This window comes from Streptococcus mitis, assembly GCF_003942865.1.
Taxonomy (GTDB): Bacteria; Bacillota; Bacilli; order Lactobacillales; family Streptococcaceae; genus Streptococcus; species Streptococcus mitis_BI.
In genome coordinates this window covers 338,114-355,218 of sequence record NZ_RJNZ01000001.1, presented here as the reverse complement: position 1 = coordinate 355,218, position 17,105 = coordinate 338,114, and the positions used below count along the sequence as shown (strand labels likewise).

At 40.7% G+C, this 17,105-nt stretch carries 16 protein-coding genes; 15 read left to right on the top strand and 1 reads right to left on the bottom strand.

Features of this window, described 5'->3' with window-relative positions:
* Positions 1-49: 49 nt before the first annotated feature.
* From D8845_RS10405 to alaS, 3 genes are all read left to right on the top strand, one after another.
* Positions 50-301, top strand: coding sequence for a hypothetical protein (locus D8845_RS10405; protein WP_125452270.1), 252 nt, complete (start codon positions 50-52; stop codon positions 299-301).
* Positions 302-575: 274 nt separating this feature from the next.
* On the top strand, positions 576-1,061 hold the full coding sequence (locus D8845_RS01760) for an LURP-one-related/scramblase family protein (protein ID WP_125452269.1): 486 nt from the start codon (positions 576-578) through the stop codon (positions 1,059-1,061).
* Between the two features lie 21 nt (positions 1,062-1,082).
* Complete coding sequence (gene alaS, locus D8845_RS01755) at positions 1,083-3,701, top strand: alanine--tRNA ligase (RefSeq protein ID WP_125452268.1); 2,619 nt, start codon at positions 1,083-1,085, stop codon at positions 3,699-3,701.
* Positions 3,702-3,896: 195 nt separating this feature from the next.
* Here alaS and D8845_RS01750 read toward each other — a convergent pair whose 3' ends face one another.
* Positions 3,897-5,351, bottom strand: coding sequence for an alpha-amylase (locus D8845_RS01750; protein WP_125452267.1), 1,455 nt, complete (start codon positions 5,349-5,351; stop codon positions 3,897-3,899).
* A gap of 177 nt (positions 5,352-5,528) precedes the next feature.
* Between D8845_RS01750 and D8845_RS01745 the strand changes: the two genes are divergently transcribed.
* From D8845_RS01745 to D8845_RS01690, 12 genes are all read left to right on the top strand, one after another.
* The gene (locus tag D8845_RS01745) at positions 5,529-6,278 is read left to right on the top strand and encodes an ABC transporter ATP-binding protein (RefSeq protein WP_125452266.1); all 750 of its coding nucleotides are present in this window, start codon (positions 5,529-5,531) and stop codon (positions 6,276-6,278) included.
* Positions 6,259-7,896: a hypothetical protein gene (locus tag D8845_RS01740; RefSeq protein WP_125452265.1), complete on the top strand. Its 1,638-nt coding sequence runs from the start codon at positions 6,259-6,261 to the stop codon at positions 7,894-7,896. Before D8845_RS01745 ends, D8845_RS01740 begins: the two co-directional genes overlap by 20 nt.
* Before the next feature lie 71 nt (positions 7,897-7,967).
* Positions 7,968-8,228, top strand: coding sequence for a hypothetical protein (locus tag D8845_RS10550; protein WP_125452291.1), 261 nt, complete (start codon positions 7,968-7,970; stop codon positions 8,226-8,228).
* Between the two features lie 355 nt (positions 8,229-8,583).
* Entirely contained in the window at positions 8,584-9,747 is a 1,164-nt protein-coding gene (locus tag D8845_RS01730; RefSeq protein ID WP_185757333.1) for a class I SAM-dependent rRNA methyltransferase, read from the top strand.
* Positions 9,744-10,421, top strand: coding sequence for a type I 3-dehydroquinate dehydratase (gene aroD, locus D8845_RS01725; RefSeq protein ID WP_125452263.1), 678 nt, complete (start codon positions 9,744-9,746; stop codon positions 10,419-10,421). The genes D8845_RS01730 and aroD overlap by 4 nt, the downstream gene beginning before the upstream one ends.
* On the top strand, positions 10,411-11,265 hold the full coding sequence (locus D8845_RS01720; protein WP_125452262.1) for a shikimate dehydrogenase: 855 nt from the start codon (positions 10,411-10,413) through the stop codon (positions 11,263-11,265). The genes aroD and D8845_RS01720 overlap by 11 nt, the downstream gene beginning before the upstream one ends.
* 18 nt (positions 11,266-11,283) lie before the next feature.
* A complete protein-coding gene (aroB, locus tag D8845_RS01715; protein ID WP_125452261.1) occupies positions 11,284-12,351 on the top strand; it encodes a 3-dehydroquinate synthase in 1,068 nt (355 codons plus the stop codon).
* A 9-nt stretch (positions 12,352-12,360) separates the two neighbouring features.
* Positions 12,361-13,527 (top strand): chorismate synthase, encoded by a 1,167-nt coding sequence (gene aroC / locus D8845_RS01710; RefSeq protein ID WP_125452260.1) that lies wholly within the window; start codon positions 12,361-12,363, stop codon positions 13,525-13,527.
* Positions 13,528-13,536: 9 nt separating this feature from the next.
* Positions 13,537-14,640 (top strand): prephenate dehydrogenase, encoded by a 1,104-nt coding sequence (locus tag D8845_RS01705; RefSeq protein WP_125452259.1) that lies wholly within the window; start codon positions 13,537-13,539, stop codon positions 14,638-14,640.
* 10 nt (positions 14,641-14,650) lie between these two features.
* Entirely contained in the window at positions 14,651-14,989 is a 339-nt protein-coding gene (locus tag D8845_RS01700; protein ID WP_125452258.1) for a YlbF/YmcA family competence regulator, read from the top strand.
* Positions 14,990-15,331: 342 nt separating this feature from the next.
* A complete protein-coding gene (locus D8845_RS01695; RefSeq protein ID WP_125452257.1) occupies positions 15,332-15,901 on the top strand; it encodes a LemA family protein in 570 nt (189 codons plus the stop codon).
* 18 nt (positions 15,902-15,919) lie between these two features.
* Positions 15,920-17,062: a TPM domain-containing protein gene (locus tag D8845_RS01690; RefSeq protein WP_125452256.1), complete on the top strand. Its 1,143-nt coding sequence runs from the start codon at positions 15,920-15,922 to the stop codon at positions 17,060-17,062.
* The last annotated feature ends 43 nt before the right edge of the window (positions 17,063-17,105 follow it).

Here is a 17,105-nt window from a genome sequence, read left to right as displayed (position 1 = left end):
TTTCCCAGTAGTATACTAAGTTTAACCTTACAGAAAGCGGTAACAAATAATGAAAATATCTACTTTTTTCAAAAAAAGTTATTGGCCAACCTTTTTGATTGTTAACGAAACAATTATACTATTCTCTCTAAAGGATGGTTTGGATAGACAATACCTAACAACTGATTCCATACATTTGGTTATAGGTTTCTTTATATTTGCAAATATTTTCGTAGCTATCTTTAACAATTCAAAACTTTGGAATAAAAGTTGGGATAAAAAGAGTGATAGCAGTAAGAAAAAATATATTCTGAAAAAGTAATCTGAGATGTAGGTAATGGGTTATTTAAATAGGAATCATTCCCAGTTGACGCAAGCTTAAAAAAACGTTATAATAAGAAAGTTGAGAATTGATTTTCAGTTGTCTTAGTCCAGAGAAGTGGCGGTGCTGCGAGCCATCTAAGCTAGGAAGTCATGCTACTCAATCATACAATTGCATAAGAACAAGAGAATGACAAGTTCATTGAATGAAGGTGGTACCGCGGTTTTTCGCCCTTCGTGATATGAGCTTGTCTTTTGATTTTTTGGAGGTGTTGATGAAAACATTTCTTGTCAAACAAAAGTTTCGTCTTGGAGGCGAACGCTTCGCTATCAAGGATGACAGGGGAGAAACTGCCTATCAGGTGGAGGGATCATTTTTTAAGATTCCCAAAACTTTTACCATCTATGATGCGACTGGTGAACAGGTTAGTCAGATCAGTAAAGAAATCTTGACCTTGCTTCCTCGCTTTGAAATTCAGCTTCGGGATGGCTCGAGTTTTGTCATTCGCAAGAAGTTGACCTTCTGGAGAGATAAGTATGAGTTTGATAATCTAGGTCTTCATATTGAGGGCAATATCTGGGATTTGAATTTCAAATTGCTGGATGATCGCGATCAGTTGATTGCGGAAATTAAGAAGGAACTCTTCCATCTGACCTCTACCTATACCGTAACGGTTCTTGAGGACGCTTATGCAGACCTAGTCATTTCCCTCTGTGTCGCGATTGACTATGTGGAAATGCTGGAAAGCCAATCACATTAAACAAGTAAATAAGGAGACAATATGAAACAACTATCTAGTGCACAAGTACGCCAAATGTGGCTTGATTTCTGGGCGACCAAAGGTCACTCTGTAGAACCATCAGTGAGCTTGGTTCCTGTCAATGACCCAACTCTATTGTGGATCAACTCTGGGGTAGCAACCCTTAAGAAATACTTTGACGGGACCATCATTCCTGAAAATCCACGTATTACCAATGCCCAAAAGGCTATCCGTACCAACGATATTGAGAACGTAGGGAAGACTGCACGTCACCATACCATGTTTGAAATGTTGGGTAACTTCTCTATCGGTGATTACTTCCGTGACGAAGCCATCACTTGGGCTTATGAGCTTTTGACAAGCCCTGAATGGTTTGACTTCCCAGCTGAGAAACTTTACATGACCTACTATCCAGATGATAAAGATTCTTATAACCGCTGGATTGAGGTGGGAGTGGATCCAAGTCACTTGATTCCTATTGAAGATAACTTCTGGGAAATCGGTGCGGGACCTTCTGGACCTGATACAGAGATTTTCTTTGACCGTGGAGAAGCTTTTGACCCAGAAAATATCGGTCTTCGTCTCCTTGCAGAAGATATTGAAAACGACCGTTACATCGAAATCTGGAACATCGTTTTATCACAATTTAACGCAGACCCTGCTGTTCCTCGTAGCGAATACAAGGAATTGCCACACAAGAACATTGATACGGGCGCTGGTTTGGAGCGTTTGGTAGCGGTTATTCAAGGGGCTAAGACAAACTTTGAAACAGACCTCTTCATGCCAATCATTCGTGAAGTGGAGAAATTGTCTGGTAAGGTTTACGACCAAGATGGCGACAACATGAGCTTTAAAGTTATCGCAGACCACATCCGCTCTCTTTCATTTGCTATCGGAGATGGTGCCCTTCCAGGAAATGAAGGTCGTGGTTACGTCCTTCGTCGTCTCCTTCGTCGTGCCTCTATGCACGGTCAAAAATTGGGTATCAACGAGCCTTTCCTTTATAAACTGGTTCCAACTGTTGGAAAAATCATGGAAAGCTACTACCCAGAAGTGCTTGAAAAACGTGACTTTATTGAGAAAATCGTTAAGAGCGAAGAAGAGTCATTTGCCCGTACCCTTCACTCAGGTCAACACTTTGCCCAAGGAATCGTAGCAGACTTGAAAGAAAAAGGTCAATCTGTCATTGCTGGTTCAGATGTATTCAAACTCTATGATACTTATGGATTCCCAGTTGAATTGACTGAAGAAATCGCTGAAGAAGCTGGTATGACTGTGGACCGTGAAGGTTTTGAAGCAGCCATGAAAGAACAGCAAGAACGCGCGCGTGCCTCAGCTGTCAAGGGTGGCTCAATGGGTATGCAAAATGAAACCCTTCAAAACATTACTGTAGAAAGTGTCTTCAACTACAATGCTAGCCAATTGTCTTCTAAATTGGTGGCTATCGTGGCTGACAATGCAGAAGTAGAAGCTGTATCAGAAGGAACTGCCTCTCTTATCTTTGCGGAAACGCCATTCTATGCTGAAATGGGTGGACAGGTCGCTGACCACGGACAAATCTTGGATGAGTCAGGTAAGGTTGTGGCTACTGTGACCAATGTTCAAAAAGCGCCAAACGGACAAGCACTTCACACGGTTGAAGTTCTTGCACCGCTTGCCTTGAACCAAGAATATACCTTGGCAATTAATACAAATCGTCGTCACCGTGTTATGAAAAATCACACTGCGACTCACTTGCTTCACGCTGCTCTTCACAATATCCTTGGAAACCACGCAACACAAGCAGGATCTCTTAACGAAGTAGAATTCCTTCGCTTTGACTTTACCCATTTCCAAGCTGTAACTGCAGAAGAATTGCGTGCGATTGAACAGCAAGTTAACGAGAAAATATGGGAAGCTCTTGAAGTGAAGACAGTTGAAACAGATATTGAGACTGCCAAGGAAATGGGAGCTATGGCTCTCTTTGGTGAGAAATACGGTAAGGAAGTCCGTGTTGTTACTATCGGTGACTACTCTATCGAGCTTTGTGGTGGTACCCACGTTGGCAACACTTCTGAGATTGGTCTCTTCAAGATTGTCAAAGAAGAAGGTATTGGATCAGGAACTCGCCGTATCTTGGCAGTGACTGGTAAGGAAGCCTTTGAAGCCTACCGTGAACAAGAGGACGCTCTTAAAGCAGTCGCAGCAACCTTGAAAGCACCTCAAGTCAAGGAAGTACCTCACAAGGTAGAAGGACTTCAAGAACAACTTCGTCAACTTCAAAAAGAAAATGCTGAATTGAAAGAAAAAGCCGCAGCTGCAGCCGCAGGCGATATCTTCAAGGATGTGAAGGAAGTCAACGGTCACCGTTACATTGCTAGCAAAGTATCTGTATCTGACGCTGGTGCCCTTCGTACTTTTGCAGATAACTGGAAACAAAAAGACTACTCTGATCTTCTTGTCCTAGTTGCTGCTATCGGTGACAAAGTCAATGTTCTTGTAGCAAGCAAGACAAAAGACCTTCATGCAGGAAACCTTGTCAAAGAATTAGCACCAATCGTCGATGGACGTGGTGGTGGTAAACCAGACATGGCCATGGCAGGAGGAAGCAACCAAGCTAAGATACAAGAATTGTTGGATGCAGTAGCAGGTAAATTGTAATCAAGTAAAGATCTATCCATTTGGGTAGGTCTTTTTGTGAATACAAAAAAGCCAAATCCGATTGGATCTGGCTTGGTTATTATTTGCTATTATACTCAATGAAAATCAAAGAGCAAACTAGGAAACTAGCCGCAGGCTGTACTTGAGTACGGCAAGGCGACGTTGACGAGGTTTGAATTTGATTTTCGAAGAGTATTAGATTGTATTGGCTGCCCAGACACTTACCGAAGCAGCTGAGACTGGGAATTGTCCATAACCTTCCTCATCAATTGTAACTTGACCTTGGTGGTTTTCAAGTAAATCTACAAAGGTTTGGTTAGCCCATTCTTGGCCGACAAACATTGATTTGCTGTTTTCTTGGTCATTTGAGATCAAGACTGCGATTGGGGATTGATGTTCAGCACCTGAACGTACCCAACCGATACAGTTAGCATCATCAAAGTAGTCATTTTGTTCTCCATATGCCAAATCTTTTCGGATGGCTAGGAGGCGGTCAAGGACTTCTTTGAAATCTTGTTGAGCATACTGCCCTGAAATCCCATAGTAGTCTCCGTAAAAGACACATGGAAGGCCATCTTGGCGTAAAAGAATGAGGGTATAGGCTGCTGGTTTGAACCATTCTTCAACAGTAGACTCAAGAGCCTGACCACGTTGGGTATCGTGGTTGTCGACAAAGGTTACAGCCTTGTAAGGCTTGAGTTCAACCAAGCTATCTGTGAAAATACCACGAAGGTCATAGTTTGCACCAGCTTGACTGGCTTCAAAGAGATTCTGGTGGAGACGAACATCGACAAGGTCAAAACGTTCTTCCGTTTTTTCAAGATAGTCCAGATTGGCTTCCTTATCTGGGTTCCAAAATTCACCAAAAACATAGAAATCGTCACCGTATTTTTCCTTCATATCGCGGATGAAATTGCGCATGAAGAAAGAGTCAATATGCTTAACGGCATCCAAGCGGAAACCAGCTACACCAGTCGTTTCCATGAACCAGTCAGCCCAGTCATAGATATTTTGGATGACTTCAGGATGTTTAAAGTCTAGGTCTGCATACATGAGATAGTCGTAGTTACCGTTTTCATTATCGACCAATTCCTCGTTAGCCCATCCCTTGTTGTCTCCTTGAATGAGATAAATCCCAGACTTACGGCGTTTTGCATCGTAGTCAGTACCGGTGAAGTGGTACCAGTGCCAGTGGAAGTCATTGTAGGTATCTTGACGACCATCGAAGGTAAAGCTAGTCCAGCCATTGATGGTGAAAGGTTCTCCGAGTTCAACTGTACGGTCTACAGGATCAACTTCGATGACCTGAAAGGCTTCCATGTGATCGGCCGCAGCCTTGTGGTTGAGAACCACATCGGCCATTGGTTGAATTCCCTGTGCTTTTAGGGCTTGAATGGCTTGAAGATAGTCTTCTTTGAAACCATACTTGGTGCGGACAGTCCCTTTCTGGTTGAACTCACCAAGGTCAAATAGGTCATAGACCCCATAGCCCACATCTTTTTCGTTGGTAGCCTTGAAGGCTGGTGGCATCCATACATGGCTGATACCGAGATCAGCTAGGTGTGGAGCATCTTCAGCCAGACGCGTCCAGTGCTGACCGTCGTGGGGCAGATACCATTCAAAGTATTGCATGAGTGTTTGATTTTGCATTGTTTTTCCTCTTACTTGTCAATCTTGTTCTTTATTCTATCATAAAGTATCGGTTAGCTCAAACGTTTGCGTAAAACTGAATAATAAGTTTTTGACTATTTTATATAAAATGTTGATTTTTAAAATGAAAGCGCTATAATTATAATAAATTACATAGATAAAGAGAGGAGATTTCTCATGATTGAATTTCAAAATGTTAGTAAGTTGTATGGTGATAAAGAGGCCTTGAGCAATCTCAATTTGCAGATTAAAAATGGGGAGATTATGGGTTTGATTGGCCATAACGGTGCTGGAAAATCGACCACCATAAAATCCTTAGTCAGTATCATTTCGCCCAGCAGTGGTCGTATTTTGGTAGACGGTCAGGATTTATCGGAAAATCGCTTGGCTATTAAACGAAAGATTGGCTACGTAGCAGACTCGCCTGACTTATTTTTACGCTTAACGGCCAATGAGTTTTGGGAATTGATTGCTTCATCCTATGATCTGATTAGCTCTGACTTGGAGGCTAGTCTAGCTAGGCTATTGAGTATTTTTGATTTTGCTGAAAATCGCTATCAGGTTATTGAAACTCTTTCTCACGGAATGCGTCAGAAAGTATTTGTCATTGGGGCACTCTTGTCTGATCCTGATATTTGGGTTTTGGATGAACCCTTGACTGGTTTGGATCCCCAGGCTGCCTTTGATTTGAAGCAAATGATGAAGGAGCATGCGCAAAAAGGCAAGACGGTCTTGTTTTCAACCCATGTCCTAGAGGTGGCTGAGCAAGTCTGTGATCGGATTGCTATTTTGAAAAAGGGGAATTTGATCTATTGTGGTAGCGTAGAGGACTTGAGGAAAGACCATCCAGACCAGTCTTTGGAAAGTATCTACCTTAGCCTTGCTGGTAGAAAAGAGGAGGTTTCAGATGCGTCTCAAGGTCATTAAAAAATTAGTTGATATCAATATCCTCTATTCATCTCAAGAAGCTAATCTGGCTAACCTACGAAAGAAGCAAGCTAAAAATCCTGGAAAAAAAGTAAATGTTTCCGCTAGAGTCCTCAGTTCTTACATTTTTTCCAGTCTCTTGATGCTCATCATGTTTATAAATATAGCCTTTCGTTTTCCTTTTGAGGAAATGCCAAGTTTTTTTAGTAGCATGGTTGCTATTTTACTGGTGCTTGCCTTTTCAACTTCTTTCACTGCATTTTACAATGTCTTTTATGAGAGTAAGGACTTGGCATCGTATAGGCCCTATGCCTTTAAAGAATCAGAGATTATAATTGCTAAAGGACTGTCTGTTCTCTTGCCAGCTCTAGCTGGAATTGTACCAATCCTAGCTTATTTTCTAGTCCTCTATATTAGGCTAGCTCCTTCTCTTTGGCTGGGCTTGCCTTTGATGCTGCTGTCCTTGGTCTTATTATTTGTCTCTGTTACTTTAGTGATGGTAGTGGCAGTACATTTCTTGGCTCAGACTACGGTCTTCAGAAAGTATCAGTCTATTTTTTCGAATGTGATGATTGGGATAGGGGTTCTCATACCTTTAATATTTGTCCTCTTTCTACAGTCGACTTTTGGAAGTATTGTTGACAAAGTTAGAGACATTCCATTTCTCCTTTATCCTCTTCATATCTTTTACAAAATAGCAGTGGAGCCTTTTTCGACAGAAGCCATCCTAGGTCTGCTCGCTTGGATAATTCTAACTCTTTTCTTGCTTTACCTGACCAAAAAGAAGGTTCTTCCTCGTTTTTATGACGTTATCCTGCTTAATAGTGAGGAGAAGGTCAAAAAAGAACGTCGCAGTAAGGAGAGAATTTCAACTACTAATAAAAAGGGCTTTTTCCGTATGGTTTTACGCTACCACCTCACCCTCTTGGGACAGGGAACTGGCGTGATTACAGTGCTTTTTACAAGTGCTTTCCTTCCTTATCTCATGATGATTGGTCTGATTTCCAACATCCGAGATTCTCAGATAGTTCCAGACATTCATCCTCCATATTGGTTACCCTTGTTTTTTATAGCTCTCTTTATAGCAGTTGTCAATAACAATATCACCAGCCTGCATTCAATTGCCTTGTCCTTGGAGAGGGAAAATGTTGATTTTCTGAAGAGTTTACCCTTTGACTTTGCTCGTTATGTGAAAGTGAAATTTTGGATTATTTTTGCTGTCCAGTCCTTTTTACCAGTTCTGACTTTACTTGGTCTTTCTCTTTATTTAGGATTGCCCATCCTCTCGATGATTTACCTTCTTGTAGTCTGGATCCTTGCCAGTGTCATCCTTTCTTGCCACCATTACCTTAAGGACGTGAAAAATTTGTCAACCAATTGGAGTAACATTACGGACCTGGTGAACCGTTCAAATCGTATAGTAGCAATTGTTTTGATTTTGGTTTATAGTGCAATCTTAATGGCCCTTGTAATAGGGAGCTTATTCTTGGTTCAGTCTCTCGCCCCTGTCCTTGCCATCAGCTTGGGAGTAGGAGTTCTTATCCTTCTGTTTGGTCTTGCTATTTTTGGCTATCATTACTACCTGTCACGCATATTGGCAGAAATAGAAAAAAGATGAGCTAGTTGGTCGCTTGCTTGATAAATTCAATTCGACAAACGCTTTTATAGTTTGTTAGAATGTAGTTGTAAATTATTAGGATTGGTAATCAAAAATATATAGGGAGGAATGTTTTGAATAAGAAATATAATATAGTTCTATTTTTGTTGTTTATAGTTTATTTATTTGGATATTTTTCAATTTCAAAAACGTTAATTCCTATAATGTGTCTTTTTCAAGTATTTTTGATAGAACATGTATTTAGAGTTCGAAATAGAATTATGCAGATAGGTGAAATTATAATTATTGTTGCTTCTATAATATTATTTATTGATAGTATATTGAGTTTGTAACAAAAACATTCTCTATAAAATCAAATTTTCCAGATATCTACTGAAGCTGATTTATTTCTTCATCTTTCTTCTACCTTTGTCACTAAATTTGACAGACACATATTACTGATACAGCCTATCTATCTACAATATCACAGTAAATCTGAGGCTAGTTTTTTGTTCTTTGATTTTCATTGAATTTTATTTTATAAAAAGAAATGCTCCTCCAAGACGGAAGAGCATCTTTTATTGTGATTCTTACACAAATATTTCTAATTTTTTATTAGTATAGTATACTATTTTTTAAAAGAAGAGTAAAAAAGCAAGGGTAGTTTCTTTTTTGAGAATTGGCTAAAAGTTTGATATAATGGTAGTTATGAATAGAATAAGAGTCAGCAAAAGGGTTGAAAAGAAGCTCGCTAAAGGACTGGTTTTACTAGAAGCCAGTGATCTTACAGATGTTCATCTCAAGGATCAGGAAGTAGAAATCTATAGTCAAGATGGAAACTTTTTTGGGACTGCCTACCTTTCTCAGCAAAACAAGGGCTTGGGCTGGTTTGTGAGCAAAGACAAGGTGACCTTCAATCAAGCTTTCTTTGAAACACTGTTTAGACAAGCTAAAGAAAAGAGAAAATCCTACTATCAAGATGAATTGACAACTGCCTTTCGTCTCTTTAACCAAGAGGGAGATGGCTTTGGCGGTCTGACAGTGGACCTTTATGGCGACTATGCTGTCTTTTCTTGGTATAACTCTTATGTTTATCAGATTCGCAAGGTTATTTCTGAAGCCTTTAGACAGGTTTTTCCTGAGGTTTTAGGGGCTTATGAGAAGATCCGCTTTAAGGGTTTGGACTATGAATCTGCCCATGTTTATGGTCAAGAAGCACCTGAATTTTTCACTGTTTTGGAAAATGGTGTCCTCTATCAAGTCTTTATGAACGATGGCTTGATGACAGGGATTTTCCTAGACCAGCATGAAGTTCGCGGTAGTTTAGTGGATGGATTGGCTATGGGCAAATTCTTGCTCAATATGTTTTCCTATACAGCAGCTTTTTCAGTAGCTGCGGCCATGGGAGGAGCAAGTCAGACAACTTCGGTTGACCTAGCCAAGCGTTCACGAGAATTGTCTCAAGCGCATTTTCAGGCAAATGGAATCAGCACAGACGACCATCGTTTTATAGTCATGGATGTCTTTGAGTATTTCAAGTATGCTAAACGAAAAGACTTGACCTATGATGTGATTGTCCTAGATCCGCCTAGCTTTGCTCGGAACAAAAAACAGACCTTCTCTGTGGCCAAGGATTATCATAAGTTGATATCCCAAAGTCTTGAGATTTTAAATCCGGGCGGTATTATTATTGCCAGCACCAATGCTGCCAATGTATCCCGCCAGAAATTTACAGAACAAATTGATAAAGGCTTTGCAGGAAGAAGTTACCAGATTTTAAATAAATACGGTCTTCCAGCAGATTTTGCCTATAATAAAAAAGATGAAAGTAGTAATTACCTCAAGGTGATTAGTATGAAGGTTAGTAAATGAAATTAATCGTTTCAGTAATGCCAAGAAGTTTAGAGGAGGCCCAGGCTCTGGATGCCACGAGGTACCTAGATGCCGACATCATTGAATGGCGTGCCGACTATCTGCCTAAGGAAGCGATTTTGCAGGTGGCTCCAGCTATTTTTGAAAAATTCGCAGGCCGTGAGTTAGTTTTCACGTTGCGAACTCGCTCTGAAGGGGGAGAAATCGACCTTTCTCCAGAAGAATATATCCATCTAATCAAGGAAGTGGCACAACTCTATCAACCAGACTATATTGATTTTGAGTACTATAGCTACAAGGATGTTTTTGAAGAAATGCTGGACTTCCCCAATCTCGTTTTGAGTTACCACAATTTCCAAGAAACACCTGAAAACATGATGGAAATCTTGTCAGAGTTGACGAGCTTAAATCCAAAACTTGTTAAGGTTGCAGTGATGGCTCACACGGAGCAGGATGTGCTAGACTTGATGAACTATACACGAGGCTTTAAAACCCTCAATCCTGAACAGGAATATGTAACCATTTCTATGGGCAAGGTGGGCAAGGTCTCTCGTATCACTGCGGATGTGACAGGTTCTAGCTGGTCCTTTGCTAGTCTAGATGAGGCAAGTGCCCCAGGTCAGATTTCTCTAGCTAGCATGAAAAAAATCAGGGAGATTTTGGATGAAGCTTGATGGCTATACACGTTTAGCTGCCGTTGTTGCCAATCCTATTAAGCATTCTATTTCCCCCTTTATCCACAATAGTGCCTTTGAAGCGACAACTACAAATGGTGTTTACGTGGCTTGGGAGATTGAAGCAGGTGACTTGGCAGAAACAGTGGCTAATATTCGTCGCTACCAGATGTTTGGAATCAACCTTTCCATGCCTTATAAGGAGCAGGTGATTCCTTATTTGGATGAGTTAAGTGACGAAGCGCGCTTGATTGGTGCGGTTAATACGGTTGTCAATGAGAATGGCAATTTAATTGGATATAATACAGATGGCAAGGGATTTTTTAAGAGCTTGCCTTCTTTTACAATTTCAGGTAAAAAGATGACCTTGCTGGGTGCAGGTGGTGCGGCTAAATCAATCTTGGCACAGGCTATTTTGGATGGTGTCAGTCAGATTTCTGTCTTTGTTCGTTCAGTTTCTATGGAAAAAACAAGACCTTATTTAGACAAGTTACAGGAGCAGACAGGCTTTAAGGTGGACTTGTATGCTTTAGAAGATGTTTCTGAACTGCAAGCAAGGATTGCTGAGTCTGATTTACTGGTTAATGCGACAAGTGTAGGGATGGATGGTCAATCATCTTCAGTTCCTGAAAGCATAGTTTTACCAGAAACTCTCCTAGTAGCAGATATCATTTACCAACCCTTTGAAACACCATTTTTGAAATGGGCCAGAAGTCAGGGGAATCCAGTTGTCAATGGTCTGGGAATGTTGCTCTATCAAGCTGCAGAAGCTTTTCAACTGTGGACAGGAAAGGAAATGCCGACGGATGAGATTTGGCAGTCTTTAACAGAAAAATACCAATAAAGAAAAGGAGATTCTCCTATGAAAATCAGAATTGAAATCCCTCATCATCCTTATGATATTCAGATTGAAAAAGGTTGTCTGGCTCAGGCTGGTCAGTGGTTGCGAGAACTCTGGCAACCGCAAAAGGTAGTCATTGTGACAGATAACCATGTAGCTTCTCTTTATGCAGAGAAGGTCAAACTCAGCCTAGAAGATGCTGGTTTTCAGGTAGCGGTATTTGACTTTTTGGAAGGGGAAGAAAGAAAGAATTTAACTACTGTTCAGAAAGTCTATGAATTTCTAGTTAAGCAGGGGTTGACTCGTAGCGATGGAATTGTGGCTCTTGGCGGTGGTGTCGTTGGGGATCTGGCTGGTTTTGTAGCCTCTACCTATATGCGGGGCGTTCATTTTGTTCAGATTCCGACTAGTTTGACAGCCCAGGTGGATTCTTCTATCGGTGGAAAGACAGGCGTCAATACTCCATTTGCTAAGAATATGGTGGGTACCTTTGCCCAACCAGACGGGGTTCTGATTGACCCACTTGTTCTTGAAACCCTTGGAAAGAGAGAATTGATTGAAGGAATGGGTGAAGTTATCAAGTATGGCTTGATTGAGGATCCAGAACTATGGACTCTATTGACGGAGTTAGATGGTACTGTAGAGAGCATTTTGGAGCATGCAGAGACCTTGATTGAACATTCTTGTCAGGTTAAGCGCAAGATGGTAGTTGAGGATGAGTTGGACAATGGTGTTCGCCTTTACCTCAATTTTGGCCATACTATTGGCCATGCTATTGAAGCGACGGCCGGCTATGGTAAGGTCATGCATGGAGAAGCTGTTGCCATGGGAATGGTGCAGATATCCAAGGTTGCTGAGGAAAAAGGCCTTATGCCAGCTGGCATTACCCAGTCCATCACAGAAATGTGTCAGAAATTTGGCTTGCCTGTTGATTATGAAAACTGGGATGTTGACAAGCTTTATCAAGCTTTGACTCATGATAAGAAAGCGCGTGGCAATACCTTGAAATTGGTCTTGGTACCAGAGCTTGGTTCAGCGACTATTCACTCAGTTTCTCTGGAAGAGATGAAAGACTACTTGGTAAAATAAGGAGAGTGTATGAGATATTTAACTGCAGGAGAATCACACGGCCCCCGTCTGACAGCTATTATTGAAGGAATTCCAGCTGGACTTCCTTTGACAGCAGAGGACATCAATGAGGATTTGAAACGTCGTCAGGGTGGATATGGCCGCGGTGGTCGTATGAAGATTGAGAGTGACCAGGTTGTCTTTACTTCGGGTGTTCGCCATGGGAAGACGACAGGGGCTCCTATTACCATGGATGTCATCAATAAGGACCACCAAAAATGGCTGGACATTATGTCTGCGGAGGACATTGAAGACCGCCTTAAAAGCAAACGAAAAATCACCCATCCTCGTCCAGGTCATGCCGATTTGGTTGGGGGGATCAAGTACCGTTTTGACGATTTGAGAAATTCTTTGGAACGTTCATCTGCCCGTGAAACCACCATGCGGGTGGCAGTTGGGGCAGTAGCCAAACGCCTCTTGGCTGAGCTGGATATGGAGATTGCCAACCATGTCGTAGTCTTTGGTGGCAAGGAAATCGATGTTCCTGAGAATCTCACAGTTGCTGAGATTAAGGAACGAGCTGCCCAGTCTGAAGTTTCTATTGTCAACCAAGAAAGAGAACAGGAAATCAAGGACTACATTGACCAAATCAAACGTGACGGTGATACCATCGGTGGGGTTGTTGAGACAGTCGTCGGAGGAGTTCCAGTCGGCCTTGGTTCCTATGTCCAATGGGACAGAAAATTGGATGCGCGATTGGCCCAAGCAGTTGTCTCTATCAATGCCTTTAAAGGAGTAGAATTTGGTCTCGGCTTTGAAGCTGGTTACCGTAAGGGCAGCCAAGTTATGGACGAAATTCTATGGTCTAAAGAAGATGGCTATACTCGGCGTACCAACAATCTAGGGGGCTTTGAAGGTGGTATGACCAATGGGCAACCGATCGTTGTTCGTGGAGTTATGAAGCCCATTCCTACTCTTTATAAACCACTTATGAGTGTGGATATCAAAACCCATGAACCCTACAAGGCAACTGTGGAGAGAAGTGATCCGACTGCTCTTCCAGCAGCAGGTGTAGTCATGGAAGCCGTTGTGGCAACGGTTCTGGCACAAGAAATCCTTGAAAAATTCTCATCAGACAATCTAGAGGAATTAAAAGAAGCGGTAGCTAAACACCGAGACTATACAAAGAACTATTAAGGAGTTCCTATGGCAAAAACAGTCTATATCGCGGGCCTTGGATTGATTGGTGCCTCTATGGCCCTTGGTATCAAACGCGATCATCCAGATTATGAAATTTTAGGTTATAATCGCAGTCAAGCTTCGAGAGATATCGCCTTGAAAGAAGGCATGATTGACCGTGCAACAGATGATTTTGCTAGTTTTGCTCCTTTGGCGGATATCATTATTCTCAGCTTGCCAATCAAACAAACCATTGCTTTCATTAAGGAGTTGGCCAACTTGGACTTGAAAGAAGGGGTCATTATTTCAGATGCTGGTTCGACCAAGTCAGCTATTGTAGATGTAGCGGAGCAGTATTTGGTTGGCAAGGCTATTCGCTTCGTCGGAGCCCATCCCATGGCTGGTAGTCACAAGACAGGGGCCGCCTCTGCGGATGTTAATCTCTTTGAAAATGCCTGTTATATCTTTACACCTTCAAGCCTGACAAGTCAGGACACGCTTGAGGAAATGAAGGCTCTGCTTTCAGGTCTTCATGCTCGCTTTATCGAAATTGATGCCAAGGAGCATGATCGGGTGACTTCTCAGATTAGCCATTTTCCACATATTCTGGCTTCTAGTCTCATGGAACAGACCGCGGTCTATGCTCAAGAACATGAGATGGCAAGACGCTTTGCGGCCGGTGGTTTTCGAGATATGACTCGAATTGCGGAAAGCGAACCAGGTATGTGGACCTCCATTCTCTTGTCTAATCGTGAAACTATTCTCGATCGAATTGAGGATTTCAAGGAGCGCTTAGATGAGATTGGACAAGCCATCAGCAAGGGAGATGAAGAGCAAATCTGGAACTTTTTCAATCAGGCGCGTGAGCAGCGTCAGGCCATGGAAATTCATAAGCGTGGTGGTGTGGATAGCTCTTATGACCTCTATGTTGACGTTCCCGATGAAGAAAACGTCATCCTTCGGATTTTGGAATTGCTACGAGGAACTTCCTTGGTTAATATTCACATCAATGAGGAAAACCGTGAGGATATTCACGGGATCCTACAAATTTCATTTAAAAATGCTCAAGACTTGGAACGAGCTGAGCATCTCATAACAGAAAACACTGACTATACAGTCGTCATCAAATAAGGAGAAAAATATGTCAAATATTTACGATAGTGCAAATGAACTCAGTCGCGGTCTACGCGAATTACCAGAATACAAGGCTGTCAAAGCAGCTAAAGATGCTATTTCAGCAGATGCTGAGGCAAGCAAAATCTTTACAGAATATGTTGCCTTTCAAGAGGAAATTCAAAGACTAGCACAGACAGGTCAAATGCCAGACGCTTCCTTCCAAGCTAAGATGGAAGGTTTTGGTAAGCAGATTCAAGAAAATAGCCTCTTGTCAGAATTCTTTACCAAGCAACAACAATTAGCCATTTACCTTTCTGACATTGAAAAAATTGTTTTCGAACCAGTTTCAGAATTGCTAAAATAAGAACATTATTTTGTTCATTTTTTATAGGTATTTTTTAAACGTATGTTTATCATTGGTAACTACTGTATAAGCTAGAGCTATTAGAATTGCCTGTTTAATAATAATTGTGGGGATGAATGCCTTTACTAATAAACAAAATACAAAACAAATTAAATAGGCTATTGAAAATCATAACTATAATACAAAACGAATTTGAAAGCTTATAACTGTTATTTTCAACTTCAATTGGTAAGTTAGAAATTGTTGATGAGATAATAAATATAGAAACAATTATGAAAGAGATTGATTTTTATTATCGATAAATTTTAGTTAAATGATGAACAATAGAAAATAGGAAAAAATATGTCAAAAAAATTAATTGNTCTAATAGGAGTTCCTGTAGGAATTATCTTCATCAGTATTATAGTGTTGACAGGTTCGTACAACAGCCTTGTCAGCAAAGATGAATCTGTGAAACAAGCTAACTCGAAGATTGAAGTGGCACTTCAACGTAGAGCTGACTTAATTCCAAATGTTGTAAATTCTGTAAAAGGATATATGAAGCACGAAGAAGACATCTTTACAAAGATTGCGGATGCTCGTTCTAAGATTGGCTCAGGAAATAAAGAAACAAAAAGTGAAGGGGAGAGCGAATTAACGTCTGCGATTTCTCGATTACTAGTTGTTCAAGAAAATTATCCTGAGTTAAAAGCCGATACACAAGTGTCTTCTCTAATATCAGAACTTGAGGGAACTGAAAATCGTTTGTTCGTTGCTCGTAAAGATTACAACGATACTGCAACAGAATATAATAAGACCATTAGACGTTTTCCCACTAATATGATAGCTAATTTGTTTGGTTTCCAAAGAGCTGAGTTAATTGAAGCAGAGAAAGATGCAAAGGTGGTCCCTAAAGTCAATTTAACTGATTAGTCTTGTGGGGGATCTCCTATGAAAAAGTTACTTTTACTCTTAATTACCCCTTTATTCTTTTTTATGCCTCTTGTTGTGGCTAATATAGCTGTTCCAGATCGTCCTTTAAATGGCATTTACGATCCTAACGGTTATTTAACTACTAGTGTTGCAGAAACGTTAGAGAGTATGAATTCTGGAAGTGAAACCCAAGTAGGTATTTATATTGTAGATACCCTGGACGGTTCCAGTATCGAAGAGGTAGCCAATGAAGTTGCACGCAAATGGAAAGTTGGCAAACAAGATTCCAACAGTGGAATTTTAATTGCTATTGCTATAAAGGATAGGAAGTTTCGTATTGAAACATCCAACGAAGCAGCAATTTGGCTTACTGACTCTAAGGCCAGTTCCTTACTAAATGATTCTAAGCCATACATGAAAGAAGGGAAATATACTGATGCCCTTAACAAAATTCTAGTAGGTATTTCTAAAGCGGAGTCTAGAAAAGCTGAAATCATAAACAAGAAGGAAAATAATCGACTTCCAAAAAGCTATGAAAAATCATTAAAAAATAATGATGGCTTTAGTAAGTACTTCGATTACATTCCGTTTCCGATATTGTTCTATCTGTTGTTCTTTCTTTTACTAAGTTTAGCAACGTGGATCAAGTACTTAAAAAGATGCCGCTTTTCTAAGTATGAGTACGAGGGAAAAGGTAAGCTGTATCCAGATTTTCCTGACTTTGTACCTAATGATACGTGGACTGAAGAACGTAAATCTGACTATAAAAAAAATAAGCGTTTAATTAGGTCTCAATATCAGTACGAAGGATATAACAAACTCTATCCAGACTCAAAAGGTTTTCTACCTAATGACACTTGGACTACATTACTTATAGAAGCATACTACGCAGAAGTTGAAAGAAAGCACCTAGATAGGTTTAATCGCTCTCAATACTCTTATAATGGGAAGGGGAAACTCTATCCAAACGATAAAGATTTTGTGAGGAATGCTTCTTGGACTTCCGAGCTTACAAAAAGCTACTATGCTTCACAAAGAGTACAGTCAAGTTCTTATGGTAGATTAGATTCATATGATTCTGGTAGTTCTAGTTCATCTTGGTCTTCAGATGATTGGGGTGGCGGTGGATTTGATGGTGGTGGTTCTTCAGATAGTTGGTAAATTGAAAATGAAAAGAATTGCTAAAATAAGAAAATAACTATCA